The sequence below is a fragment of the Chitinophaga polysaccharea genome, from assembly GCF_902150045.1.
GTDB lineage: Bacteria > Bacteroidota > Bacteroidia > Chitinophagales > Chitinophagaceae > Chitinophaga > Chitinophaga polysaccharea_A.
Genome location: NZ_CABFVU010000001.1, coordinates 3,002,313 through 3,028,772, shown reverse-complemented (window position 1 = coordinate 3,028,772; position 26,460 = coordinate 3,002,313). Strand labels below are relative to the sequence as shown.

17 protein-coding genes are annotated in these 26,460 nt (G+C 49.1%); 6 read left to right on the top strand and 11 right to left on the bottom strand.

The window, feature by feature from the left end:
- Positions 1-5: 5 nt before the first annotated feature.
- The gene (locus FN124_RS12440) at positions 6-3,140 is read left to right on the top strand and encodes an efflux RND transporter permease subunit (protein ID WP_142685037.1); all 3,135 of its coding nucleotides are present in this window, start codon (positions 6-8) and stop codon (positions 3,138-3,140) included.
- Between the two features lie 66 nt (positions 3,141-3,206).
- Positions 3,207-3,722 (top strand): hypothetical protein, encoded by a 516-nt coding sequence (locus tag FN124_RS12435; protein WP_142685036.1) that lies wholly within the window; start codon positions 3,207-3,209, stop codon positions 3,720-3,722.
- Positions 3,723-3,766: 44 nt separating this feature from the next.
- On the opposite strand, the gene FN124_RS12430 is transcribed toward FN124_RS12435, so the two are convergent.
- Positions 3,767-4,636: an aldose 1-epimerase family protein gene (locus FN124_RS12430; protein ID WP_142685035.1), complete on the bottom strand. Its 870-nt coding sequence runs from the start codon at positions 4,634-4,636 to the stop codon at positions 3,767-3,769.
- Positions 4,637-4,740: 104 nt separating this feature from the next.
- On the opposite strand from FN124_RS12430, the gene FN124_RS12425 reads away from it, so the two are divergent.
- Positions 4,741-5,457 (top strand): 3-ketoacyl-ACP reductase, encoded by a 717-nt coding sequence (locus FN124_RS12425; protein ID WP_142685034.1) that lies wholly within the window; start codon positions 4,741-4,743, stop codon positions 5,455-5,457.
- Positions 5,458-5,507: 50 nt separating this feature from the next.
- On the opposite strand, the gene FN124_RS12420 is transcribed toward FN124_RS12425, so the two are convergent.
- Together FN124_RS12420 and FN124_RS12415 are read right to left on the bottom strand one after the other, a co-directional pair.
- Positions 5,508-6,293, bottom strand: a complete 786-nt coding sequence (locus tag FN124_RS12420) for a porin family protein (RefSeq protein ID WP_142685033.1) — start codon at positions 6,291-6,293, stop codon at positions 5,508-5,510.
- Between the two features lie 29 nt (positions 6,294-6,322).
- On the bottom strand, positions 6,323-7,198 hold the full coding sequence (locus tag FN124_RS12415; RefSeq protein ID WP_142685032.1) for an alpha/beta hydrolase: 876 nt from the start codon (positions 7,196-7,198) through the stop codon (positions 6,323-6,325).
- Positions 7,199-7,225: 27 nt separating this feature from the next.
- Between FN124_RS12415 and FN124_RS12410 the strand changes: the two genes are divergently transcribed.
- Positions 7,226-7,642, top strand: a complete 417-nt coding sequence (locus tag FN124_RS12410; RefSeq protein ID WP_260607409.1) for a hypothetical protein — start codon at positions 7,226-7,228, stop codon at positions 7,640-7,642.
- Between the two features lie 171 nt (positions 7,643-7,813).
- Here the strand turns inward: FN124_RS12410 and FN124_RS12405 are convergent, their stop codons facing one another.
- From FN124_RS12405 to FN124_RS12370, 8 genes are all read right to left on the bottom strand, one after another.
- Positions 7,814-10,357 (bottom strand): alpha-L-arabinofuranosidase family protein, encoded by a 2,544-nt coding sequence (locus FN124_RS12405; RefSeq protein ID WP_142685031.1) that lies wholly within the window; start codon positions 10,355-10,357, stop codon positions 7,814-7,816.
- Between the two features lie 2 nt (positions 10,358-10,359).
- Positions 10,360-12,774, bottom strand: coding sequence for a glycoside hydrolase family 127 protein (locus FN124_RS12400; protein ID WP_260607408.1), 2,415 nt, complete (start codon positions 12,772-12,774; stop codon positions 10,360-10,362).
- Positions 12,775-12,918: 144 nt separating this feature from the next.
- Positions 12,919-13,878 carry a DUF5007 domain-containing protein gene (locus tag FN124_RS12395; RefSeq protein ID WP_142685030.1) on the bottom strand — a complete coding sequence of 320 codons (960 nt, stop codon included), beginning with the start codon at positions 13,876-13,878 and terminating at the stop codon, positions 12,919-12,921.
- Positions 13,879-13,893: 15 nt separating this feature from the next.
- Positions 13,894-14,565: a fasciclin domain-containing protein gene (locus FN124_RS12390; protein ID WP_142685029.1), complete on the bottom strand. Its 672-nt coding sequence runs from the start codon at positions 14,563-14,565 to the stop codon at positions 13,894-13,896.
- Positions 14,566-14,586: 21 nt separating this feature from the next.
- Positions 14,587-16,158, bottom strand: a complete 1,572-nt coding sequence (locus tag FN124_RS12385; RefSeq protein WP_142685028.1) for a RagB/SusD family nutrient uptake outer membrane protein — start codon at positions 16,156-16,158, stop codon at positions 14,587-14,589.
- Positions 16,159-16,176: 18 nt separating this feature from the next.
- Positions 16,177-19,362: a SusC/RagA family TonB-linked outer membrane protein gene (locus FN124_RS12380; RefSeq protein ID WP_142685027.1), complete on the bottom strand. Its 3,186-nt coding sequence runs from the start codon at positions 19,360-19,362 to the stop codon at positions 16,177-16,179.
- Positions 19,363-19,614: 252 nt separating this feature from the next.
- Positions 19,615-21,345, bottom strand: a complete 1,731-nt coding sequence (locus FN124_RS12375; RefSeq protein ID WP_142685026.1) for a DUF885 family protein — start codon at positions 21,343-21,345, stop codon at positions 19,615-19,617.
- 3 nt (positions 21,346-21,348) lie between these two features.
- Positions 21,349-23,487 (bottom strand): S9 family peptidase, encoded by a 2,139-nt coding sequence (locus tag FN124_RS12370; RefSeq protein ID WP_142685025.1) that lies wholly within the window; start codon positions 23,485-23,487, stop codon positions 21,349-21,351.
- Positions 23,488-23,677: 190 nt separating this feature from the next.
- Between FN124_RS12370 and FN124_RS12365 the strand changes: the two genes are divergently transcribed.
- Together FN124_RS12365 and FN124_RS12360 are read left to right on the top strand one after the other, a co-directional pair.
- Positions 23,678-24,577: an AraC family transcriptional regulator gene (locus FN124_RS12365; RefSeq protein ID WP_142685024.1), complete on the top strand. Its 900-nt coding sequence runs from the start codon at positions 23,678-23,680 to the stop codon at positions 24,575-24,577.
- Between the two features lie 90 nt (positions 24,578-24,667).
- A complete protein-coding gene (locus FN124_RS12360; protein ID WP_142685023.1) occupies positions 24,668-26,113 on the top strand; it encodes an APC family permease in 1,446 nt (481 codons plus the stop codon).
- The last annotated feature ends 347 nt before the right edge of the window (positions 26,114-26,460 follow it).

Here is a 26,460-nt window from a genome sequence, read left to right as displayed (position 1 = left end):
CGATCATGAAAATAGCCAGATATGCCGTAAAAAATTACCAGTTCACCCTGGTGATATTTATAATGATCATTGTGCTGGGCATTACTACCATACTCAATATGCCCCGCTCGGAAGATCCGGAAATGAAAGCCCCGCAGTATACCGTTATCGTGGTATACCCCGGCACCAGTCCAAAGGATATGGAAGACCTGGTAGTGGATCCTATGGAAAAGGAGATCTACGGACTGGATGATATCAAACGGGTACGTACCTCCATCAGCGACGGCGTGGCCGTGATGCGCGTGGAATATAAATACAGCTCCAATGTGGACCAGAAATACCAGGAGCTGGTGAGGGAAGTTAACAACAAACGCCAGGAGCTGCCTGCCGACATATACAGCATAGAAGTACAAAGACAGGAGCCCTCTGATGTGAACATCATGCAGATAGCGCTGATCTCTGAAAACGCTTCCCGCGACAAGCTCCGCTATTATGCCGATAAGCTGCAGGACGAACTGGAGAAAGTACCTTCCCTGAAAAATGTAAAACTGCATGGCTTGCCGGAACAACAGGTAAGAGTGGAACTGCAGCTGGATAAAATGGCGCAGCTGCACCTGCCGGTAAGCACCGTGATGGCGGCCATGCAAAGCGAAATGGCCAATATCCCGGGCGGCAGCATTGACGCCGGCGAAAAAAGCTTCAACATCAAAACCAGCGGCAACTATCAGCATCTCGATGAAATCAGTAACACCATTGTATCTGCCGGTAACGGCAAAAATATTTTCCTGAAAGATGTTGCCCGTGTATATTATGGCTTTGAAGATGAGAAATACTTTGTGCGGTTGAACGGTCACCGTTGCGTAGTAGTATCCGCTGCACAAAAATCCGGCGAGAACATCACCAAAACGCAACTTGACTATAAGCCCGTAATTGATAAGTTCAAAAAAACATTGCCAGCCAACATCGATATGGTGCAGTACTTCGACCAGGCCGATGCAGTGAACAACCGCCTGAGCGGCCTGGGGAAAGACTTTATCATTGCCATCCTGCTGGTAGCCTTTACCCTGCTCCCATTGGGTCAGCGACCGGCGCTCATCGTGATGATCTCCATCCCGTTGTCGCTTTCTATTGGCATCGTATTGCTGCAACTGTCTGGCTACAACCTGAACCAGCTGAGCATCGTAGGACTGGTAGTGGCATTGGGGCTGCTGGTAGATGATAGTATTGTGGTAGTAGAGAATATAGAAAGATGGATGCTGGAAGGGCATAGCCGTATGGAGGCCACGCTCAAAGCCACTTCACAGATAGGCCTGGCAGTAATAGGCTGTACAGCTGCATTGGTGATCTCGTTTATGCCACTGGTGTTTATGCCGGAAGGCAGCGGCGACTTTATCCGGAGCTTGCCCCTGGCAGTGATCTTTAGTGTGCTGGCTTCTATGGCCGTATCACTTACTATCATCCCGTTCCTCTCCAGCCGTTTGCTGAAAGAGCATACCGGCAACCCGGAAGGCAACCTGTTTATGCGTTTGCTCAAAAGGCTCATACATGGCAGTTATGCAAAGCTGCTTGATAAAGCCCTGCATCGCCCGGTAATCACCATCCTGGTTTCACTGGTGATATTCGGCGCCTCCATCGGGTTATTTAAAGTGATTGGTTTCAGCCTGTTCCCCGCTTCGGAAAAACCGCAGTTCCTTATCAATGTATTTACGCCGCCACAGTCGAACCTGAATTACACCAACAGCATTGTACAGCAGATTGAAAAAGAACTGAAGCAGGAAAAAATGGTGGCCTCCTATGCCAGCAACATCGGCAAAGGCAATCCCCGCATCTATTACAACGAGGCGCAGGAGAATGAAAAAAGCGATTATGCGCAACTGTTTGTACAGCTGGATCCGCATACCAGTCCGGCTGATAAGAACAAGCTCATTGAATCGCTCCGTAAAAAGTGGACGCCTTATCCCGGCGCCAAAGTGGAAGTAAAGAACTTCGAACAGGGCCCTCCCATGGTAGCACCGGTAGAAGTGCGGCTGTTCGGGGATAATCTGGACACCTTACGGTCTCTGGCTGCCAACGTGGAAAAAATGCTGGAGAAAACACAGGGTACTATCTATATCAACAACCCTGTGAGCAACCTGAAATCGGATATCCGTGTACGGATAGACCGTGAAAAAGCACAACAGCTGGGCATCCCTACCGCCAACATCGACAGGGTGGTACGTTTAGCCGTAGCAGGTATAAACCTTGGAAAGTACAACGATCAGAATGATAACGATTACGACATCCTGCTTACCAAGCAGAAGACGGATAAGCCCACACTGGATGTATTCAGGGACCTGTACGTGAACAACAGCCAGGGAACCGCGATCCCGCTTTCACAAGTGGCACAGCTGCAACTGGAAACATCTCCCCTGACTATTAACCACCAGGAGAAAAACCGGGTAGTGGCAGTAGGCGCTTTCATAAAGAAAGGATTCCTCACCGACCAGGTAATAGCAGACGTAGTAAAACAGATGGATGCCCTGAAGCTTCCTGCCGGATATACTTACGAAATGGGTGGTGAAGTAGAAAGCAGGAAAAATTCCTTTGGTGGTTTTATGAGCGTGATCATTGTTACCGTCTTCCTTTTTGTAGCTGTACTGATACTGCAGTTCAAAACGTTCAAGAGCATGCTCATTGTATTATCAGTGATCCCGTTGGGCATAGTAGGCGCAGCTACTGCTTTGTGGCTCACCGGCAACTCCCTGTCGTTTGTAGCGATCATAGGATTGATAGCCCTGGCCGGTATTGAAGTGAAGAACACGATCCTGCTGGTAGATTTTACCAACCAGCTACGGATGCAGGGCAAACCACTCGAAGCCGCTATCCGGGAAGCCGGCGAAGTAAGGTTCCTGCCTATTGTGCTTACTTCCCTCACGGCTATTGGCGGATTAATACCGGTGGCTGTTTCCACCAACCCGTTGATTGCCCCGCTGGCCATTGTGCTGATCGGTGGCCTTATCAGCTCCACCCTGCTGTCAAGGATCGTTACGCCGGTGGTATATAAACTGATCCCTCCGCGGGTTGAAGCCATTAATAGCAACGGGCATGGCTCACATAAACAGCAAAGCCAGGACGAAGAGGAAGAGGTATTATCTCATCATGCGGTAATTCACAATTCGTAATTAGCAATTAGTTCCTTACTTTTACGGCTAATTAGCTAGTCACCAATCCTTTGAAAATTAGTTCTTATGAAAAAAATCTTCCTGGCATTTGCAACCATGCTGCTGATGATCTGTATCAGTTCACAGTCGTCGCAGGCACAATTGAAACGATTCAGTATCGGCCCTTTTGTTGAAGCGGGCTTTCCTGTGGGCAAGTTCAGCGATACCCACGAAACCGGCTATGGCATTGGTTTGGGCGCCGATGTAAAACTGGTAGCAGGTTTAACAGCCGTAGGTTCTGTAAGCTACTTTCATTTTGGCGGTAAAAGCTTTAACACAAACGGTGTAAGCGGCGACTACGCGGATTACAATGTAGTGCCTATCCGTTTGGGGCTGCGGTACAACCTGATCTCTATCCTGTATGTGAAAGTAGAAGGCGGTACTGTGCAGTATACCGGTAAAAACTACAATGGTATAGGCGGGCTGGTAGCTCCCGGTATCGGTATCCGTATCCTGGGCCTCGACGTGGAAGGCAAGTATGAAGCATGGTTTAAAGACGGCACAAGAGGGTTCTTTGGCCTGAAAGCCGGATATAATTTCTAACAAATAAAAAGCTGGTAGTTATCGCTACCAGCTTTTTTATCTCTTTAAAATATCGTCGCTGTCCATGTTCTTTCAAACAACCCATCCGGCGCCAGCCGGTTGATCCCCTCTTTCTCTTCCAGCTCCCCGTTAGTATCCACACTGTCGGCAATCCCGCACCAGGGCTCAATACATACAAAGTCCGCATCCTTGGCCGCCCATATGCCCATGTAGGGAAAGCCTTCAAAGGCCAGTGTTAAACCATGCGGCGTATGGTTGCTTTTAATACTGATAGCGGTGGATGCCAGCTGTTTGAATACCAGGGCATCATTGTAAAACAGGGATTTCTTCAGGGGCAGTTCGTGTGTGTGTTGAAGATAAGGCACGGGAGCTGTTTCCACCTGCCCGCCGGCAGACAATGGCCAGATCCCTGCATCCTCTTCTTTATTAAAATACAGGTAATAATCTTCATACGTTGTATCCGGCACCAGCGGCAGTTTAAAGGCGGGGTGCGCCCCTACGGAAAAGAACAGGGTTTTGTCGTCCCGGTTGAGCACCTGGTAAGTCACCTGGAGCTGGTCGTCCTGCAACAGGTACTGGATGGTAAAATCGAAGCGGAAGGGATATACTTTGCGGGTAGCCTCATTGTCTGAAAGACGGAGACTTACATGTTCCGCTCCCTGCTCCGTTACGGCAAACAGCTGTTCCCTGGCGAAGCCATGGCGCCCCAGCGTGTAGTGATCGTCGCGGTATTGATAGGTATTATCTTTCAGCCCGCCGACGATAGGGAATAACACGGGGCTTTTCTTGCCCCAGAAGGTGGGGTCGCCGCTCCATAAATATTCGAGGCCGGTATCGTTGCGGACAATGCTTTGTAGTTCGGCTCCCTGGGGGCTCACCAATACGGTGAGTTTTTCATTGGAAATCTGTATCATAATATGAGGGTCTTATAAACTAGAACAATGCGAAGATAACCCGTAAATGGAACAAAGCTTTGTACCTTTGCCAGGTATTTTTAAACTTATAAACCGAAGGCATAATGGAATCATTAAAAGGAAAAAAGGCCCTGATCACCGGTGGTGGCAAAGGCATAGGTCGTGCGCTGGCAATGGCGCTGGCCCAGGAAGGCGTAGATATTGCCCTGCTGGGGCGTAGTGCCGGTTCGCTCGAGGCGGTGGCAAAAGAGATTGGCGGTACAGGCGTGAAAGTGGCCTATGCCACCGCTGATGTAAGCGATATGCAGGCGGTGAATGAGGCAGTGACCGTGCTGGTAAAAGAACTGGGTGAGCCGGATATCCTGATCAACAATGCGGGTATTGCTGCCTTTGGCGGTTTCATGGAACTGGAGCCTGCCCAATGGGAGCAGATCATCCGGGTAAACCTGCTGGGGGTATATTATGTAACCCGGGCCGTATTACCGGGTATGATAGCCAGAAAAACAGGCGATATCATCAATATATCTTCTACTGCGGGCCAAAGAGGCGCGCCGCTCACCAGCGCTTACAGCGCTTCCAAGTTTGGCCTGCTGGGCTTAACCGAATCGCTGATGCTGGAAGTAAGAAAACATAATATCCGGGTAAGCGCCTTAACGCCGAGCACCATTGCAACGGATATGGCCAGGGACCTGAACCTGACAGATGGCAACCCCGACAAAGTATTACAGCCGGAAGACCTGGCGGAATTTGTAGTGGCACAGTTGAAGCTGAACAGAAGAGTGCTGGTGAAATCAGCCGGGTTATGGTCTACCAACCCATAGTGACAGCTATTTGTTTCAGCAGGAGCTTCCTGCTGAAACAAATGCTCTTCTTATTTTTTATTACAGATACGGTAGGCGTACCCGATAGAAGCAGTGGCAGCGCCGATATTATTTTTGCCGTTGGCAGATCCTTTCTGGATGTTAAGGAAGCCATAGTTCCCTCCTCCTTCCACAAATACCTGGTTGCGGCCAAAGATATAGGCCAGTCCTACGTTTCCGCTTACGCCCACATTGAAAGTATGCAGCTGATCCTTAATGTCTGTTGTTTTATCGAAAGATTGCGGTTGCTGCGTGATGGGTTGTTTTCCCTCTTCATCCAGGTAAAGTATGCTGCTACCGCTGGTCACCTGTTTGGCGCTTACCAGGAAGCCCAGGAACGGTCCTGCATCTACGTAGAGGCGTAGAGGTGAGGTAGCTCCCAGGTTCCAGCCAAACTTGGCCAGGATGGGCAACATCAGGTAATTCATTTTTGCCTGGCTTTCGAAATTTGCATACAGATAGGTAGGCGCGGGCATACCGGGAGGCAATGCGGGCGCCATTTCCGGCGGGAAAGGGAATGCCTGCAATCCTTTTTTCTTACCCCCCTCCGAGGAATAGGAGAGCATGGCTTCAATAGAAAAGAGCTTGCTGATGTGGTATTCACCAAAGATGCCGAAGTCGGGTCCCTGCCTCGAGCTGTAGCCGGTATTAAGCGGGTTGCTCTCACTGCCGCCGGCAGTAAGATTGGGGATACTGATGCCTCCGCGGGCGCCCAGGTCAACCTGGGCATTTGCCTGCAAACAACCCAAAAGCAGCATGGCAGGCAACAACCATTTGTAAGAACAGTGGAATTTCATAGTGATTAATTGTAAAACGAATTTACTGATTATCTCACATTACTCAGCCAACCTGCAATAAACAGCAATATGTCCCTCTTTGCGGGCTCATTATGCATTTCATGATACATCCCTTCCCACTCGCGATACGTAAGCAAAGCGGAGGGCGCTCTTACGGCAAACAGGCGCGAGCCTTCCACAGCCGTAAATTCATCGGCGTTCCCATGGATGAGCAGGCAGGGCACACACAGTTCAGCAGCATGTTCCAGGCACCAGGCGCCGTTGCTGATCATATCATTGGCCAGCCGCAGGCTCAGTTTACCATGACGCAGCGGGTCGGCCCTGAATTTCTCTACCTCCGACTTATCATGTGAAATTTTATTGAGGTCCAGCCCCTGGTTGATCCGGAGATTGGGAGCTATGGCACTGGCCATTTTCAGCACTCCCTTCAGGAAGCCTCCGGGACGCATACCGATGATGAGCGCCGGCGCAGAAATAACAGCCGCCAGGATCACCGGCTGCCGGCGGAGCAGGAATCCTGTGAGCACGCCTCCACCCATACTATGACCGTACATTACCACGGGCTTCCGGTAAGTGTCTTCCACATAGCGGACAAAGCTCTGCAGGTAATCAAACATAAACGCAAAGCCCCTGGAAGCGCCTTTCGCACCATCGCTCCGGCCGTGGCCATAATGATCGATACCTATCACGGCATATCCCTCTTTCATAAAAAAGGAAGCTACATGATCGTAACGGCCCGTATGTTCCCCTATCCCATGTACAATGATCATAACCCGCCCGAAACTGGCGGGGATCCAGTTAATACCATGAAACCTGGTGCGCTGGTAAAACCAGTAAAATTCATTCATAGCCGGAAGTGCTGGTGCAGAAACGAAGATAAAGAATATCTTTACGCCCGATTTCAACCAGGTAAAATTAACTGAACAACACACATGAGCAAACAAGCCACCACTTCGCCGGTATACAGCATTCCTTTAAGTTACCGTAAGATGGAAAACCTTCATATTGTTTTCTGGCTGTTGAAAGATATCAGCTGGTGTATGATATGGAAACCGCTGGGCTTTGCGATGATCTTTCCTACACTGATCATATCCATCGTTATTGCATGGCGTACCCGCCAGTTTATGTCGGAGCTGTGCCATAATGTAGCTATTACCGTATGGATTGCAGCCAATTCCTACTGGATGATCAGCGAATTCTTCCACTTTGATACCATGGTGATCACCGGCGATATTACTTACAAACATCTTGCACTGATCCCTTTTGTTACCGGGATACTGATACTGGCTTATTACTACCTGTATTACCAACCAAGGCATAAGGAAGAAACTGAAGTGATCACTGAATAAGATGCGCATGCAGTAACCGCTGTATTTCCGGTTCCAGTAATGCTTCTTTTTCCACCGTAATATTCACCAGGTAATAATTGTTCCCGCTGCAAAGCGCATCCCATCTCCATTCCAGCAGATCATTGGCTGTTGGCGTTTAACCGTTGCCATGGCAATGTATCATTGGCGGCGTTATACAGCCGGTTTAAGACGGATAACGTTTACCGACTGCGCAGGCACTTCCCAGCTGAACTGTGCTGCTGCATTATGGATAGCGGAGCTATGCGGAGTGCAGGCTTCCGGTGCTGTAAAAGAGTTTTCAGCTTCCGGTTTGTCTGCTGTTAAAGTGATCACTTCCGCTACCGGGTTAACTGCTATACCATTAAGACTGATGTCTGCTTTTACAGGAGTGTTCCCGGCATTCACGATCTTAAGAATAATATCTCCCGTCTTTTCATCTTTCCCGGCAATGGAAAATAATGAAGGTGGCTCACGGTAGGTCATCAACAGGGAATCATCTATATAACACCTTACTTCTTCATTATCCACTTCCAAACGGATATTATACCAGCGGCCTGATTCCAGCGGCGCTTTCAATCGCACCGGGTTGCTGATCCCGGCAACATCATACCCGTTGGTAAGACTTTCAAACATGGCATTGGAATTCAGCCAGGAACCGATATGGGCACGCAGGCAGGTATTGGTATCCTTTACCGCAAAAGGAATAATAAATGCGTTTACACCGCCTGTTTTCCTGGCTTTCAGCGAAAGCGTATAGGCATTAAAGTGATGCCCTTTCAGGATGGCCAGTTGCTGTGCGCCTTCTGCTGTTTGTGCAAGCAAACCGGCCTGTTTTTTCCAACTGCCTCTTACAGGGAGCCAGTCTGCCAGCTGTGGATCACGGCGGCTGTTATAAACGGTATCGCCCTGTTGTACCACGGTGATGTCTTTATACTCCGCTTCTGTGTCCCAGGTAGCAAGGCCAATACCTCCCCCGAACTTTGGCGCCGGCTTTTCTTCCGGGAACAAGGTAGTGGTTACCGGGTAATTAAAAGTAGCCTTATGATCATTCAGCATGTTAATCGCATAATAAGAGATCCTGGCAAAACTGGCGCCTGCATTGAAGTGGATGAGATTCACGGGCCAGTCCACGTCATGTTCATTCACCAGCAGCGGCGCATAACTGCTCATCTTTACCAGGTCTGCATTCTTTTCCATACTCATTACATACACCGCATCATTGAGGGCTGCCTGAAGATTGCCGGCTCCTACGCCTGCATTCGTGGCATACTCTCCCACATACATATCCCAGTGCCCCCGCTTGTACTTATCGAAGTGGTCAAAATTGCGTTGGCTCCATCCTGCCGCTTTATAGGCATGTTCATCCACGATGTCTGTATGTTGCATACTGTCGAGCGTATGCCGGTTTACATCCCCGATACCCATGCTGGCGATAATGCCTATCTGCGGATATTTTTTATGAATAGCATCATAAAAACGGTTATAACGTTTGGCATAATCCGGGCCATGTTGTTCGTTGCCTACTTCCACGTATTTGAGCGGAAACGGCGCCGGGTGGCCGTTGGCTGCGCGTTGTTTTCCCCACTTTGAGGTAACGGGGCCAATAGCATATTCAATAGCATCCAGCGCGCTTTGTATATACGGCGCTACGCTGTCGTCCGGCACAAATGTGCCGCTGCGGTATTCACAGGAAATCCCCACGTTGAAAACATACAACGCTGCGGCATTGATATCCTCACAAAACTGCAGGTATTCGTGATAGCCAAAGCCATTGCTGCTCCAGTAACCCCAGGGGCTATACGTAGGCGTACGCTGCTCCAGCGGGCCCAGCGTGGTTTTCCAGTCGGGCGCACTTTCTACCGTAATCCCTTCCACATAACAGCCGCCGGGCCAGCGCACAAAGGCCGGCTTCATTTGCTGAATGAGCGTGGCCAGGTCTGCACGCATTCCATTGGGGCGGTCCATGAAAGTATGCATAGGGAATAACGATACCATGTCCAGCAAGAGGGTGCCGGGCTGCTGAAGGGTAAGCACCAGGCGGGCGGTAGAGTCGCCCGCCTTTGCAGTGAGCACAGCATTGTATTTCTTCCATGCAGCGGCCCCGCTTACGTGGAATATAGTATCTGCCAATATTTGCCCGCTGGTTGTTTGCAGTGAAACTTTTACTTCTCCCGTATATCCTTTCACGTTACTGGCAAAAAAAGAAAGACGGTAGCGGGCGTTCTTTTCCACGTTCATTCCCCAGAACCCTTCATTGACCAGCGCCCCGCCTTTCTCTACCGCTTTCACCTGCATGGCATGCGGTGTAATGGTATTCAGCGGGTGATCTGTTACCAGGGAAAGCTGTGCATTATTTTCTGCATGCCAGGCAGGCCACTGACTTTTCAGGGGCCATTCCATTTTCCAGTCGGATACCTGCCTGTTCAGCATGAAATGCGGCTTACGCGGGAAAGGCACCAGCCACCCGTTTTCCAGCCTGGTACCCGGCGGAAGACGGTGATCCTCAAAACCGCGGTTCTGGACCATTTCTGCATATAGCCCGCCTTCACCGGCATGACTGATCTCCTCGAAGAAAATACCATGCAGGGTAGACGGAATAAGAGGCCCTTTTTCTGCGGTATTTACCCTGATCTCCGCCCTGTTCTGGGCAATGGCCTGGCCACTGCCCGCCAGCAGGCAGATAATGGCCCAAAAGCCCTGTTTTATGCGATCCATAATTATTCAACTATCCATTCATGTATACCGGTGGCATTATCGGCCGGCAATTGCACTTCCAGCTTCAGCGCCGTGGTTGTCACCGGGTCAAAGGTGATGGTGTTGTATTTATCTTTTGCTGTGGTGTATGGCGTTTTAGCATTCACCGGCTTCCACTCGGTTCCTTCCTTGTAATACAGTTTCCATGAAGCGGGTACCCTGCAGCCACCAAAGGGGCCATCATCGTACCAGTATACTTTGGAGCTGCTTACCGTATGAGCAGTATCGAATGTGTACTGCACCCATTCTGTAGTGCCTTTGGCCGGCCACCAGTGCAGGTAAAGTGCGCTGTTATCTTTAGAGTCCTTTGGTTCATACTGGTCGTTCAGCGCCATGTACATCCGCTGGTTTTTCACAGAAGCCGTTACCTTGCTTTTGGAGGCAATGGTGGGCGCTGGTTTGGGACGGGCCGCAGAAGCTTCATAAGGGATCCATACGGTCATTTCAGCGGGTCCCCGGTTGGCCCACGAAAAATAAGGTATAGCCGTTACCGTTTGCCGGCTGCTGATAAGTGAATCGGAATTCAGCTGCCTGCTGGCGGCGGTACCGGTCATCTGCAGGGTCATTACACCACTGAGCAGATCAGGACGGTATACGGGAGAGATCAATGCCGCTTTATCCACCACGATATTCTGTACGGTGGCATCTTTATTATCCGGTCCTTCCAGGCAATACATGATAGGGCCACGCTCAAGCGCAAAGCGGGAATGATCATCCATTACTTCGGCAGTCGCCAGCACCTTCTTTACCTCCATGGGGAAATCCAGTGTCACCTTATCTCCTTTTTTCCAGGATCGCTTAATCACGGCATAACCTTTCTCCATCGTATAGTCGATGGGGTTACCATTCAGCAGGATGGGTATCTTTACAGCAGCGCTGTCTTCTTCAAAATACAGGTTACCTGGTACGGGCCTGTTCTCCACCCAACCCGGAATACGCACCCGCAGGGCAAAGGTGGTAGGCTTCACCGGATCCACGGTAATCTCGTCTTTCCCATTCCAGGGATAATCCGTTTGCTGTACAAGATGTACTTTCCCTGCCTTCAGCTGTATGGTGGCAGAATCTCCCACAAACAGGTTCACATACAGGTCATTATCTTTCTGCGCATACACATAGCCAGGCATGGAAGGCAGGAAGCGGGTCATGTTGGAAATACAACATGCACATCCAAACCAGGCGCTTCGCTGGTGCTGCCCCATTGAGGCCAGCGGGTTGGGGTAAAAGAAACGGTCGCCGCTGATAGATACGCCGGAGAGCAAACCATTATACAGGGTGCGTTCCAGTACATCAATATATTTAGCGTCGCCATGCAGGAGGAACATACGGCTGTTCCAGTATACATTGGCAATAGCTGCACAGGTTTCCGCATAAGCCGACATGTTCGGCAGTTCATACGCAGCGCCGAATGCTTCACCGGCGCCGGTAGCGCCAATCCCGCCTGTAATGTACAGTTTCCGGTCTATCACATCATCCCAGATATCATCGATGGCTGCCAGGTATTTGCGGTCGCCTGTTAAGGCAGCTACATCGGCCATGCCGGTGTACATGTAAGTAGCGCGTACTGCATGCCCTACGGCTTCGTGCTGGTCGGTCACTTTTTTGTGCGACTGGCTGTATTCCTGGCTGTATGGGGTACCCGGCCCGCGAACATCCAGGAAAAATTTGGCCAGGTCCAGGTAGGCTTTGTTGCCGGTTACCCTGTAAAGACGGGTAAGCCCTGTTTCCACTATCTGGTGGCCCGGGAATTTTTCTTCTTTGCCCCAGCCGAAATCCTTCACCAATAAATCCGCGTTGCGGATAGCAATATCGAGCAGCGTTCTTTTGCCGGTAGCCTGGTAATGCGCAACGGCAGCTTCAAACAGGTGGCCGGAGTTATACAGTTCATGACTCAGGTCCTCTTCTTTCTCCCATCGTTTACTCCCTATCCATTGATGCGGTTTGGCCGCTTTCACGGTACGGAAAGTATAGAGATACCCGTCTTTTTCCTGTGCGGCGCCTATGATACTGATCAGCGTATCCAGGTACTTCTCCAGCCCGGGATTGGGCTGCATCTGTAGCCCATAGGAAGCCCCTTCTATTATTTTATACAGGTCGGTATCATCAAAGGTGTACTCTGTAAGCTTATCGCCCGGCAGCTTTCCTGCAGCACGCAGAAAGTTATCAATGCGCCCTGTTTTCTTACATTGCTCCAGGGTATACGGAATTGTTACCGTGGCATTGGTCCTTATCTTCGGCGCCCAGAAATGATCGTTCACCCTTACCTGTGTAAAGGCTACCGGTTTGATCGGATAATCTTTCTGCAGCTGCGCCTGCACTGCAGAGCCGGCCATCAGCATCCCCGCGCCTGCCAGCGCCGCTTTTCCCCAAAATGATCTCATACCCTTTTTTTTATTATCTTCTAATATAATGTTTTACAATTGTCTTAATAACAATTATTTGTCATAACCAGGATTCTGGTCCGGTAGCGGGTTTTACTGATTTCGTCCCTGTCAACCGGCCGGTCATTCAAGGCTTCTCTATACCTACAATTTCGTCACATTCGGCAATCTTATAGTCACTTCATAACTACCTTCAAACAATATCTGGAAACCGAACCGCGGGTTGGCAGCCCAGGCCTTGGCCGGGGCTCCGTTCATTTTGATAAACCAGGCCGGGATCCTGTAATAGATCAGGTAATTTACATAGCCCGGGATCAGCTTTGCAGGATAGGGCGCAATCGCATAATCCGTGATCAACGCCGTATCTGTTACGATCACCGGGTTAAATTTTGCATACGAAGTAAATGAAGGACGATCGCCCCGTGTGATCACTTCCCCATTCTTCGGATTAAACAATTTACCGTTCTTATCCATGATCTTTAGCATCACCGTAGTACCGGTAGTGGATATACGTTTTAATTCCATTGTTCCTTTTGCTTCGCCGGGGAAAGTATTGGTAACAGAATCATAACCGGGTATCACGGGTACCTCCGTCATCCGGATATACTCCGGGTCTTCAATATGCAAACGGGCAATGTTCTTATACACCTTGCTGCCGTTCACATTAGTGGCCTTCACATCAAATTCATACACGCCATTGGGAATATTGACGGAAGGCGATTTAAAGAGGAAACCACCATTCACCGGGTTAAACTCAAAAGGCAGTTCCTGCAAACTATCCTGCTTTGCGCGCAATAATTTAATGGTGGTATCGGTATCCGGGTCAAAAGACATTTTATCTTTAAATACCCATACCGGGTACCTGGTAGTAAATGCTCCCGGTAGCTTTCCCCCGCCCACAGGGCGTATCTCCAGCATTTCAAATGTTACCGGCGGCGTGGAGCCATCAAATAAAATACCGGGATAACGGGCGGTAATCCCTTTGGGAATAAATATTTCAGGACTTTTATAGCGGATACCATCGCTCAGGAAGCCTTCTTCCACTTTGGTACATGCGGCAGTCATACCCAGCAATGCGGCAGCAACGAATAAGATATATTTCATGGTCATCTTATTTTTTTAGTTTTCCCTGTAAATGTAAAATCCGAGGTTGGCGTTGGCCTCCAGTACATGCACCATCCCCGTGGCAGTACGCACTTCAGAGGTTTGGACATAGGCGTAAAAATCCGGCTCTTTGTTCTCTGTGCCATCCGGTACATCTTCATCGGCCAAACCGAATACACGCCGGATCTGTATCCTGTTGGTGGTAGAGCGGATACCGCTTACATCGATATAGTACTTCTCCAGCAACAGGAAGTAATTTCCTTCACTGTTAATATTGACAAAACTTTTCTTTGTATAACCCAGCGCGCTTTTATCTATCACCCCCTTGAAAATATGCCGGCGCATAAAGAACTTAATACTGTCGGCAGTCAGACTATCCAACGTAAATTTGAGGTTCTCATTATTGTATTTCCGTTGCAAGGCACGTGTTTGCTGTGCCAGGAAATTGTTGACACCGGCATTGGTTGGCGGGAAAAAAGTAATGTCGCCATTGATCTCGTCTTTCATACCTGCACGGTCTATCAGCATAACCACAGTATCCAGCACTTTGCTTTCTTTCAGGAAATCGTAGCTCGACATTTTCCTGATCCTTTCGCGGTCGGTACCGCCCTCGTTAACGAGGTAATTATCTTTTTTACATGCAGCCAGGATCAGCAGTGATCCGAGCAGCAAATGAATGATCTTCATGATAAATGATTTGGATGGAAACTAAATTTTACCTGCCCAGTACTTATTCTGCACCAGCAGCCTGTTATTGTTAAACAACGCAGGATCCAGCGGCATCAGGTAACCTTCCTGGTTATACCTTGCGGGCGTTAGCCAGGGAACTACGGAGCGTTTCATTCTCACATCGTCGAAATAAAGCTGTCCTTCCATAAACAGCTCCCGCGAGCGCTCGGTCATGATCTCATCCAGCAGGCTGTTGTAAGTAAGCGGCGATTCGCTCACATACAGCGCTGAATCCATCTGCGGGAGGTTACGCGAACGGCGGAAGCTCCGCAGCTGCGCATAGGCTTCACCCAGCTGTCCTTTATACACGGCTATCTCCATGCGGTTCAGCAACACATCTGCATAGCGGATCAGGGAAACATTATTATCGAGATAAGGTTCTGCCTGTTGATTAGGATTATTGTAAATTATGTTGCTGTATTTTGTAAAGATGGGTTGGGCACCGTCTGCGTCATAAAGAAATAATCCTCTTCGTATATCCGTATTCGGTATAGTGTCTTCAGGATTGGGTCCCGTCTGAATGATCCGCGGGTATAGATTGCTCACAAAACTGTTGCCCAGCAGCAGGGGGCTCCAATCTGTTTTTGCCAGCACCGGTATTCTCAGGAACTTAATGGGCATCAGGTTATTAGATCCTTCATTATACGCATAACGGGTATACAGCTCAAAAATACTCTCGCGGGTGTTACCGATAAATACCTTTGCATACTGGATGCTGTCTACCTTACCACCAGCCGCGGGCAGGCCATACAAGCCACTGCTTACAATACTTTCCACCAGGGCAGATGCTTTGGCTACATCTGCCATATCAGGGGTGGCTTCAAAGGCCGGTTTCCTGATCACACAGGCACGCCACAGGTACACCTGCGCTTGCAGCGCCATTACTACCGCTTTATTGGGTACGGTACCCCTGCTGGCATCCACTTCGTAAGTCATATCCAGGCAATTGGCGGCGGAATCAAGATCGTTCAGTATCTGCTGCACCACCACGTTCTTATCGGTGCGGGCCAATGGTTTATTGGCAATAGGGTCCGGGTCTGGTGTAAGCACCAGCGGCACATCGCCGAAAGTACGGAGCAGCTGGAAGTATACATAGGAGCGGATAAAAAGGGTTTGCCCCGCAATGTTCTTCCGTCCTTTTTCCGGGTCGTCCAGGAAAGTATTGTCCGGTACCAGCGGCAGCTTTTCCAGTATAAGGTTGGTTTGCAGGATAGTGCTGTAAAACCTCGACCAATTACGGAACACACCCAGGTAGTTCATTTCAAACTTGCCCACCTGGATGTTCCAGTCGGAGCCAGAAAAATAAGGCCCGCTGCGGATAATGATAAACTGGTCGCCCAGCGTCATATCGCCCAGATTATGCAGGTAGTCCTGTTCCAGCATGTTGGCGCGCAGCGAAGCGTAAGCGCCCGCCAATGCTTTCTTCATATCGTTTTCCGACTTCCAGAATTTCTCTTCGTAAGTAGTATCTTTTGGCTCCTGGTTCAGCATCTTCTTACACCCTGATAAAGACGCCGCCGCTATGATGATGATAATTAAAGTCCGTTTCATAAAAAGTGTTTAGCTGTTTTAAAATCCTACATCAATGCCCAATGTGTATTTATGCGGGCTCGGATAGCCTACACCGTTATACTCCCCGTAAGGATTTACATTCTCTGCATCCGGTAATCTTCTGGATGCCTGGAAGATGTATACGTTGTCCATCAGCCCATAGAACCGTAAGCGGTTCAGGTGAAGCGGTTTCAGTGCCTTTTCGCGGAGGGTATAACCAAATGAAATATTCTTGATCCTGAAATAATCTCCTTTCTCCAGGAAGAAGGTCTGATCTGCACGGTAGTAGTAACGGTAAGTACCAATATCCATTCTTGCGTACTGTGCCTTGTCGCCCGGCTTACGCCAGATGTTCATAGACGAAAGATCAGACACCGCATATTTGGAAAATTCATCACCACCTGTATCCCAGCCATAACGGCCATAGGTATCGGATTCATACAGGTTCAGCACATCCCTTTTAAATGTAAACGTGCAAAGGAACCCGAAGGTGAAATTCTTCCAGTAAAAATTTTGCGTGATACCACCGGTGAGGAAAGGATTAGGGTTGCCATAAGGGATTTTATCCCCGGTAATACCGCCGTTATAAGCATCTATAATACCATCGCCATCCAGGTCTGCAAAAATAAACTCGCCTGCCCGGAAAGGATTGTTGGAATTCGGGTCATTCACTGCCCCTACCTGGAATTTCTTACCAGTATATTTATCTGTCGGCACATCATCATCGGTACTATATACGCCCAGTGTTTTCAGCAGGTAAAAAGTATTCACCGCTTTTCCGCGGGTAAGGATATGCGTGGTATTAAAGAGATTACCAAAAGTAAGATCCCTGTTATTATTAGGTATGCTAACCACTATATTCTTGTTCATACTCACATTCCAGAGTATTTCCCAGCGCAGGGCGCTTTTCTCCGGCATTACATTCCTGAACTGGAAGTTGATATCAATACCTGAATTGCGTAACTGTGCACCGTTGGTTTTGGCGGTAGCGATACCGGTAGTGCTTTGCAGGTTCATATCTATTAACCCGGCTTTACTGTTCTTTACATACACATCGGCGCTGAAGTAGTATTTACCATTCATCAGTTCTGCTTCTATACCTCCATTCCAGCTGGCGGTTTTCTCCCAGCTGATGTCTTTCTGCGCCACGCCACCGGAACCAAATTGCGGGGTAATGGTAACACTGCCATTGTAGGTATTCGGGCTCAGGCCACTGCCGTTATAACCGGCGCCGCCAATGTTATAAAGACTGTACTGCAGATAATAATCACCCGGAAGATTACCCAGCACACCATAACTGCCGCGTAGTTTCAACATGGATAACCAGCTGGCATAGCGCCGCATGAAAGGCTCATTACTGATCATCCAGCCGGCGGAGATAGCGGGAAAATATCCCCATTTATTATCAGGGCCAAAGCTGGATGCTGCATCTCCGCGGAGGGAAGCAGAAAAGAGGTAAGTACTTTTATAATCATAGTTCACCCGCGAAAACAACGAAAGGATACCAAAGGCTGAGTAAGCGGAACTACCATACAGGTAAGGTCCCTGCGGGAAACCGTTCACTACCTGTATCTGGTCGCTGGCGCCGCGGGAACCCTGCGCATAGGTATTCTGATAGGTGCTGTACTGCACTTCCTGTCCTACGATAGCGTTAATGGTATGCTCTTTCCCTTTTCCGAATACAGCGTTCCAGTTCAGGTCGTTGGAAGTGGTATAGCTTTGCTGCAGCCCACTCGTAGACGAGGCAGAATTGCCAAGATCTGCATTCAGCTCACCGGGCACTGATACGTCGCGGCGGCTCATCACCATCGATACAGAGTTGCGGGAGCGGAAAGACAACTGGGGAGATAACCTCAGCTGCAGGGAAATATCGCCATTCACCTGGTTATCCACATTAATATCCATATTGCTTGAATACCGACCCAGCACACGTTGCAGGCTGTTCTCATCAGGTGCGAACAACGACGACGGCATGCTTTGCCCTACTGCGCCAAACAGGTCGGCACTACCGGAGCCACGCCCTCTTTCCATACGGGCCAGCCTGATATTGGGCACTACTTCCAGCGCGCCGTTCTTGGTACGTATCGAAGAAGAATAGTTGAGCGTATAACGTTTAAACCCGGAGGCTTTTACGATACCATCTTCCATATACAGGCCGGCAGACAAACGATACGTGTTATACTCCGTACCCCCGTATACGTTAAAGTCTACATTCCTGATCATTCCTTTGCGGTAAAACAGGCGTTGCCAGTCGGTGGCCTTGTCCAGGTCCGGGTTCAGGCTATCCGTCATGATCAGGTTCTTATGTGTAAGCCGGTCGTAGTTACCTTCAAAGTTGTCATCATACAGGCGGATCTTCTCCCGGCGTTCGGCTGCTCCCACCAATACCTGGCGGAGCTTTGGGATCTCCGTTAAACCGCCATAAGCCGATACGCTGAAGCGCGGGGCGCCGGTACGGGCTCTTTTTGTTTTGATGATGATCACCCCATTGGCGCCGCGGGAACCGTATACGGCGGCTGCCGCTGCATCTTTCAGTACATCTACCGACTCAATTTCATTGGGATTCAAACCGGCGATATTGTTGGTGCCCGTACCAATGTCCGGTCCTACCATATCATCATTGAACTGCGGCACATCATCAATTACATACAATGGTTTGTTCAGTATCTTATACTGATTGTTTTGGTAAGATGTACCAATGGCCGTGTTGCCCCTTACCGAAATAGTAGGAGCAGCGCCGGGCTCACCGGTGAAGTTCTGTACATTCACGCCAGACATTCGTCCCTGCAGGAGTTGTTCAAAACTACCGGCGGGAATGTTCTCAATGTCTTTTCCTTTAATGCTGGAAACAGCCGCAGTGGCCTTACGCCGGTTTACGGTCTGGTAGCCGATCACCACCACATCGCCCAGCGCACCGCTCTGCGCGGTAAGCACAATATTCAGGTGGGTACGGCCTTTCAGTTTCTGTTCTTGTTTAAGGTAGCCGATAAAACTGATCTCTAACGTGGCATCGGGTGATGCCGCCAGGGAAAATTCCCCTTTATCATCCGTAACTACCCCCTGGGAGTTCCCTTTGATCTTGACCGAGGCGCCGGGAAGTGGCCCGCTTCTTTCATCTGTAATTTTGCCGGTCACTTTTACGTTCTGGGCAACAGATGGTAAGACCGCCAATAAGGCGATAAAGGCCATGACAATTTTCTGCATGGGATTAGATTTAAGAAATGTTGAAAAATTCTGGTTGATATATGCTATTACAGGCCCGCACACCGTGCGTTGACGCGATATTAGATCTTACTCCGGTTGATTTATTTTAATTGTATTGTTGACAATTGTTGTTACAAATCTATCTAAAAGGGCCGGATATTACTTCCCGGAAATTAACAGATAGGTTGCTGATTTTAACAGGTAGAAAAAGAAAAGGGCCATTGCCGTTTATAATGGCAACGGCCCGTAAAACTATAACTTATAAAAGCGCCAGCTGGATGTAAAATCCTTTGGCACCGGCTTGTTCAACAGGATAGCCCGGAGCATTTCTATAGGCATCATATTTTCCCTGAGCACTGCATCATGATATTGTTTAAAAGACATTTTACCGCTGTCTACCAGCTCCTTCTTCAGGGCTTCGAACTGTAATCCGCCAATCATATAGGCAATCTGGTACAGGGGGCTATACCCGCCAACAAAAGAACGGCGCACCTCTCCTTCCGCATTGGCCCGCTCGTGCCCTACACGGTCTACCAGGAAATCAATGCATTGCTGCGGCGTCCATTTACCGGTATGATAATTAATAGAGAAGATAATGCGTGCGCAGCGGTGCTTGCGCCAGAACAACATACCTATACGGTCTTCGGGCGACTGTGCAAATCCCTGGTCCCACAACAGCCGCTCCCAGTACAGGGCCCAGCCTTCAATCCAGAACGGGGTTTCAAAATGCCGGTATGTTTTATAACGGTTCTGCATAAATTCCTGTAAGGCATGCCCTGCCAGCAGTTCATGATGCACCGTGGCCCTGGAGAAATGCGGGTTATTGCCACGCATGCTCATCATTTTATCTTCGTGGCTCATACTGCTAACGGGATAGGATACACTGAATTCCTCCCCGCCGGTGAAGAAGGGATTTACCAGCTGCCGCTCCGGCGTCATCATGATCATACGCCAGGTTTCTTCTGCCAGTGGCGGAAGGGTGATCAGGTTGTGCTGCTTTATAAAATCCACTGACTCATTGTAAAGTTTCATCATCGCCGCCGGCTGGTCCGCCGGGGGCACATAACTGTTCTTCACTTTTTCCATAGCGGCTTTCCAGTCGGTCCCCAATCCCATTTCACGGGTGGCTTTTTCCATTTCAGCATCACACCAGGCAAATTCTTTATTGGCAATAGCGAGCAATTCTTCCGGTGTGTAAGGGATCATTTCCTCCTGTAATCCTTTGATCAGCGCCGTTCTTCCGATAGGGTGACCAGCAATGCCACTTCCGTCGTCCGGCATGCGGGCAGTACTTTTTTCTTTATTATAGAAAGTAGCGCTGTAGGTTTTCAGCAGGCTGTCTACCTGTTTGTACGGGGCCGGCACCCACCAGGAAAAAAGCGGGTCATACCCATTATAAAAAGTGAACACGCTGCTTAATGCTTCCCGTAAACCTTTGATAGTGGAAATGCCCCTGCGGATCTGTGGCAGGGTGAGCGAGCTGTCTGTTTCCAGTTGCTGCCTGCTCCGGGCAATTTCCTTTGCCATATCGCTCAGCTGTGCAGCCAGCGCCGGTGCATCCGGTTTTTCCCCTCGGCGCCGGTGCTGCTCCACCTGGTAGATCTTCTCTGCAAAGGGAAACCACTTTTTTAACTGCGCACTTTCCTGCTGTGCCAGTGTTAACTCTTCCAGTGCCTGCAACAGCCGGCGTTTGAAGAGCGTATAATCTACCTGTGCACCTACATTCAGCCTGGTATAGTTCAGCTCTTCCAGCCGTTGCTGGTAGCTTTTCACCAAGGTGGTCATGCGGGAAAGCTGCTCCGGTGAATTATCTACAAAATAAAAACGGTGCAGGTTACCGGCATCTGCATCATACTGCACCATGATATTATTCACTTCGCTGGACTGGAGATACAGGTCATTATCTGCCGATTGGGCAATAGTTGCCACCTGCAGCAACAGCAGGCAGGTAAGCAGCGGGTATAATTTCTTCAAAAGAGGCATAATTTACTCATTTATATTTCTGTCTGGCGGATTGGTATTCAGAAGATTTTTTACAAAGAAATCGCGGCGTTTAATGCGCCCGTAAGGACCACCGTCGCTATGTCCCATGCCAGGCACCGGCAGGAATTCAAAAGACTTTCCTTTTTTGATCAGTGCGTTGATCACCCGGTAAGTAGATTCAGGCGGCACGTTAGTATCGGCCTCCCCTACTATCAGGAGCAGGCGGCCCTGTAATTTACCGGCGTTCGTTACATTGGATTGCTCTTCATACTCCTTGCCCACGGGGTAACCCATCCACTGTTCATTCCACCATTGTTTATCTACCCGGTTATCGTGGCAACCGCAGGAAGCCACTGCCGCCTTATAAAACTCCGGGTGGAAAAGCAGGCCGCCCAGGGCGTTCTGGCCGCCGGCAGAAGTTCCGTATAGCCCTACCCGTGAGGTATCCACAAACGGGTATTTTTCAGCCAGTGCCCTGATCCAGAGGATACGGTCGGGGAACCCTGCATCAGCAAGATTTTTCCAGCATACATCATGGAATGCCTTGGAACGGTTGGCGGTACCCATACCATCTATCTGCACTACAATAAACCCAAGATCCGCCAGGCTTTGCATATCATTATAATAGCTCATGAAGCTTTTGGGCACAAAAGCATCCTGCGGACCGGCATAAATGTTTTCCACTACCGGGTACATTTTTGTGGAATCATAATCTGTTGGCCTGCACATTATACCCCAGATATCTGTTTTGCCATCACGGCCTTTTGCGCTGAACGGAACCGGGAAAGGAACGCCGGTGGCTTTCCAGCCGCTTACGTCTGCCCTTTCCAGCACGGCCATCAGTTTCCCGTCGGCCGTACGGCGCAGTTCATTCACTGGTGGTACATTTACCTGTGAGTATTTATCAATGAAATATTTCCTGTCGGGAGAAAAGAATACCTGGTGATTTCCGGCAGCCGGTGTCAGGTCAAGCAGGTGCTTCCCTGCAAAGTCTGTACGGTAGTAGTGAACAAAGTAAGGGTCTTCCCCGGCGTTCCTGCCGCCGGCCCTGAACCATATCTCTCTTTTCTTTGCGTCTACACTGTCTATTTCCCTCACTACCCAATCGCCTTTTGTTACCTGGTTCTTAATCTCACCGGTGAGGGTGTTCACCAGGTAGATGTGCCGCCATCCATCCTTTTCAGAGGTCCAGAGCAGTTCATTGGTTTCCGGCAGGTAATGGGTATAGAGACGGGATTCGTAGATGAAAGTCGGTGTTTGTTCATCCAGTATAGTGCGGGTGTTGCCATTGGCGGCATCCACTTCTATTACGCGGAAGCGCTGATGGCCACGGTCCACTTTTTCATAGAGAAAATAGCGGGGGGCCTTGTTGCGCCAGTGCAGTACCGGTGCGTCAAAGAAATCGATCCTGTCTGTTTTCACCCGGGTAGTGGTTTTTCCTTCCATGGTGAACAGGTACATATCAAAAGTAGTAAAAGGATCGCCCGGCTGTTTGTAGGGATGGGAGCGCAACTGCCCGCGGGTGGTGCCGGGCACATCAGTGAGCACATAATACACCGCGGAATCTTCCACGGGGTGGATGCGGTACCCGACAAGGTATTTGCTGTCGGGCGACCAGGCAAAGGCACCATAGAAATCGCCACTGGCTTTCCCGTCTGTTGTGAATGGCGTAAGCGCACCAGTGGCTGCCGATCGTATATATACATTGCCGCCTATGGTAGTGGCTATCCATTGTTTATCCGGCGAAATACTGTCGGTGGCAAATCCTTCCCAGCGACTGGGCTCATGCTGTCTCAGCGGCAGCAGCCTGGCCTCGTTCTTTGCCAGTTGCGCAATTTTTGCGGTATCGGTGATCAGCTCTTTTTTCCCGGTGGCAGCAGTTACAAGATAAGCTGTTTTAACACTGTCCTTTCCTGTAACCGTGTACCAGAACGTCTTCCCGTCGGGCAGCCAGTTGGCGTCCACATTATGCCGGGAAATAGTTTTCCGGGTAATACTATCCAGCAGTTGTACTTTCCTGTATCGCTGCAATATCTCCGCATGTGAAGGCAGGTAAGGCGTTGGCTTGTTTTGCTGTGCGAGCAGCAGCCCCGTTGGCAGGCTCCATAGAATCAGCAGGTAAAGAAATCGTTGATATTTCATAAGTTGTGTTGATCCGCTATAATTAAATGTAATATGGACAATTAATATAATCCGGCTCTCCGGATATTTTTTAAAAGTACACCAGGCATTGGTTAGTTTTTAAACGTTTTTTAATAACTTGTTCTCATATCTTCACCTAAATTTGGTTACAATCTCTTTAAAGGTGTTAAAAAAAGAATAATGTAATTACATGAAAGTATTGCAGTTTACAATACCTGTAGCGCACGATAAAACCATTATCACACAACAAGACCGGTTGCCGGCTTTCTATCCGCATCTTCACCGCCATGAAGAAATCCAGCTTACCTGGATCCAGCATGGCCATGGCACGTTGATAGTGGAGAATAATATGCATACTTTCTGGTCCAATGAAATATACTGGATCGGGAGCAACCAGCCGCATGTGTTAAAAAGTGAAGAATCGCCATTCGGGAGCAAGAACAAGAAAAATGTGCAGGCCCTCACGCTTTTCTTCAACCCTGAAGGCAAGCTGGCGCCTTTGTTTGGCTTACCGGAATTTAAAAAGATAAAATCTTTTATTGATCAGTCGCAGAACGGGTTCAAGATCCCCGAGGCGCATGTGGTGGATATATCCAGCCGGCTGTTGAAGATACACCAGTCGCAGGGTATTGCACAGTTCCTCACATTTGTGGAGCTGATCAATTTCTTTCTCACTATCAAAAACCTGGAGCCGCTGATCACAGGATCCAGGTTATCTGCTGTAAATGAGCAGGAAGGTATCCGTATCGGGTATATCTACAATTATATTATGCAGCATTATGATGCGGAAATAAAACTGGAAGATATTGCCCGGGAAGCGCATATGACACCGCAGGCATTTTGCCGGTATTTCAAAAAGCATACGCGGCTAACATTTGTTTCCTTCCTGAACGAGGTGCGGATCAATGAAGCCTGTAAGAAACTGGCAGGGGGCTCGTACGACAGTATCGCCACTGTGGCCTATAACTGCGGCTTTAACAGTATTGCAAATTTTAACCGGGTGTTTAAAAGCATTACCCGTAAATCGCCCCGCAGCTACCTGCGGGAGTATGAGCAGCTCGAAAACGGAGCCACAACAAAATCTGCATAGTATTGATCAAAAAGCGAATAGAATTGCCAGCAAAGTAACTGTAGTTTTAGGGGAGATAAACCTGTAATCAACCAAACTACGATAGTTACTATGTCAGACGCTCCTACCTTTAAGCCATCCATTAAACTGCTGGATGCTACGATGATCGTGGCCGGCAGTATGATCGGTTCCGGGATCTTTATTGTCAGTGCAGATATTACCCGTCATACCGGAAGCGCAGGCTGGCTGCTGCTGGTGTGGCTGATCACCGGCTTCATGACGCTTACTGCCGCATTGAGCTACGGGGAGCTGAGCGGAATGTTTCCAAGGGCAGGAGGACAATACATATACCTGAAGGAGGCATATAACCCTATGACGGCCTTCCTGTATGGCTGGAGCTTTTTCACCGTTATACAAACAGCTACCATTGCCGCTGTAGGCGTAGCCTTTGCCAAATTCACCGCCTATCTCCTGCCGGCGTTCAGTGAAGAAAATGTGCTGCTTTCTGTGGGCGCTTTAAATATCACTGCGGCACAACTACTTTCCATTGGGGTGATCGTTTTACTAACCTATATGAATACACGTGGAATTGAAGGAGGTAAAACCATTCAAACCACCTTTACACTCACCAAGCTGGTGAGCCTCGCCGCGTTGATCATTTGCGGGCTGCTGGCTGTGAAGCCGGAAGTGTGGCAGGCCAACTGGCAACAGGCATGGCAACTGCATCCGCTCACTGCAGACGGCAGCATTTCATTCTACACCACCGTCGCCGCTTTCGGCGCTATTGCGGCTGCCATGGTTGGATCGGTGTTCAGCAGCGACTCCTGGCACAATGTGGCCTTTGTTGGCGGGGAAATAAAAAGCCCTAAGAGGAATATCGGGCTGAGTCTTTTCCTGGGAACAGCCATCGTGACTGTTATCTACCTACTTACCAATATCACTTACCTGGCGGTACTCCCTTTATCAGAGATTGCACATGCGCCGAAAGACCGTGTAGCCGTGTCCGTGTCGCAGGCCGTACTTGGAAACACCGGTACTGTAATTATTGCCGTTATGATCATGATCTCCACATTTGGCTGCAACAACGGGCTGATACTGGCCGGGGCCCGTGTATATCATACCATGGCAAAGGATGGCCTGTTCTTTAAAAAGGCCGGCCATCTAAACCGCGCTTCGGTGCCTTCTTTTGCATTATGGATCCAATGCGTGGTGGCCTGCTTATGGTGCCTGAGCGGCCGTTACGGCGATCTGCTGGATATGATCTCTTTCGTAGTGGTGGCCTTTTATATGCTTACTATTGCAGGTATCTTTATTCTCCGCAAGAAACGCCCGGATGCCGACAGGCCCTACAAAGCTTTCGGATATCCCGTATTGCCTGTGCTATATATATTGATGGGCATTGCTTTCTGCGGCCTGCTGTTTGTATATAAACCAAGATTTACATGGCCGGGATTATTCATTACCCTGTCTGGTATACCCGTGTACTTTTTAGCCAACAGTAACCGTACTGCTGTTTCCCAAAAGGAAAATATAACCACCACCGATCCTTCTTACTAAATGATATGTCAACCAGGGGGACTATTAAAAGTCCCCCTCCTTTACTTTCCCCATAAGCGTATCCCTTACGCCTTTCAAAGTATTAATACATAATTAATCCAGTACCATACCCGGGCAAAAAACTATACACGTACATTTACAAAATTCGTTACCTTACCAGCAGAAAATGATACAATGCAATGTGATGTAGATATGTAATTCCTTTTCTGACTAAGCGATACGACGTGCCATATTGATCATGTGAAAGCCAACTTTGTTTCATCTCTTTTTGAGGGACGCAGTGAATTATATAAGATCCCTGCAGCAGGCAGATGTGCAATAACGATTTAGCAAATTTATTTAATCAC